At 78.2% G+C, this 1,462-nt stretch carries 2 protein-coding genes; both read left to right on the top strand.

Features of this window, described 5'->3' with window-relative positions:
* Positions 1-776, top strand: a 776-nt coding sequence (cobA, locus tag ICW40_RS19885) for a uroporphyrinogen-III C-methyltransferase (RefSeq protein WP_260459501.1), incomplete at its 5' end; no start/stop codon positions are given.
* On the top strand, positions 769-1,462 hold a 694-nt coding region (locus tag ICW40_RS19880; protein WP_260459500.1), incomplete at its 3' end, for a uroporphyrinogen-III synthase. The genes cobA and ICW40_RS19880, both read left to right, overlap by 8 nt.

Here is a 1,462-nt window from a genome sequence, read left to right as displayed (position 1 = left end):
CCGCGACCCTGCGGGGCGGTCGCACGGACCTCCGCGCGCGGCGAGCGCCGCAGCGCGGCCAGGGCCGCGTGGTGCTCGTGGGCGGGGGACCGGGCGACGTCGAGCTGCTCACGCTGCGCGGGCGGCGGGCGCTCGCGGAGGCCGACGTCGTCGTGACCGACCGGCTCGGGCCGACCGACGTCCTGGCCGAGCTCCACCCCGACGTCGAGGTGATCCCGGTCGGCAAGACGCCCGGGCACCACCCCGTCCCGCAGGAGGAGATCGGGCGGATCCTCGTCGAGCAGGCGCAGCGCGGCCGCACCGTGGTGCGGCTCAAGGGCGGGGACCCCTTCGTGCTGGGCCGCGGCGGCGAGGAGGTGCTCGCGTGCCGCGAGGCGGGCGTCCCGGTCGAGGTCGTGCCCGGCGTGAGCAGCGCCATGGCGGTGCCCGCGCTCGCCGGCATCCCGCTCACGCACCGCGGGGTCACGACGTCGTTCCACGTCCTCAGCGGGCACGAGGGGCTCACGCCCGCGGCGCGTCAGGTGCTGCTCGACGGCTCGACGCTCGTCGTCCTCATGGGCGTGTCGACGCTGCCGGCCATGGTGGCCGACGCGCTCGCGTCCGGCGCCGACCCGGACCTGCCCGTCGCCGTCGTCGAGAACGGGGCGACGCCGCGGCAGCGGGTCACGCACGCGACGCTGCACGACGTCGTCGCGCGCGCGACGGAGGTCGGCGTCCGCGCCCCCGCGGTCGTCGTCATGGGCCGCGTCGCGGCGGAGGGGCTGCTCGATGCCTGAGGCGCCCGGCCCCTCACGGCCCGAGCACATCAGCCAGACCATGGCGGGGTGCGTGGTGCTCGTGACGGCGGACCGGCGGTCCGCCGAGCTCGGTGCCGCCCTCGCCCGCCGGGGCGCGTCGGTGCGCCACGCCCCCGCGATGAGCATGGTGCCCCACATCGACGACGCCGCCCTGGCGGCGGGGACGCGCGCGGTGATCGCCGAGCCGCCCGAGATCGTCGTCGTCACGACCGGCATCGGCTTCCGCGGATGGGTCGAGGCCGCCGACGCGCTGGGCCTGCTGGACCCCCTGCTCGAGGTCCTCGGCAGCGCGCGGATCGTCGCGCGCGGGCCCAAGGCGCGCGGCGCGATCCAGGCCGCGGGACTCCAGGCCGACTGGGTGGCCGAGTCCGAGACGTCGGCCGAGATCGCCGAGGTGCTGCTGGGCGAGGGCGTGGCCGGGACCAGGATCGCGGTGCAGCACCACGGCGCGGGCTCCGACGGCCTGGACGAGGCGTTCACGGCCGCGGGCGCCGAGGTCCGCAGCCTCGTGGTCTACCGCTGGGGGCCGCCGCCCGACCCGGCCGCGCTCGACGCGTCGGTGCGCGCCGCTGCGTCCGGCGAGATCGACGTCGTCGTCTTCACCTCGGCCCCCGGTGCCGCGGCCTGGCTCGCGGCGGCCGACGACGCCGCGGTCGGCGCCGCGC

The organism is Actinotalea ferrariae, from assembly GCF_019733465.1.
Taxonomy (GTDB): domain Bacteria; phylum Actinomycetota; class Actinomycetes; order Actinomycetales; family Cellulomonadaceae; genus Actinotalea; species Actinotalea ferrariae_A.
Note: the sequence above shows the minus strand (reverse complement) of the source record. Positions and strands in the feature narration are given on the sequence as shown.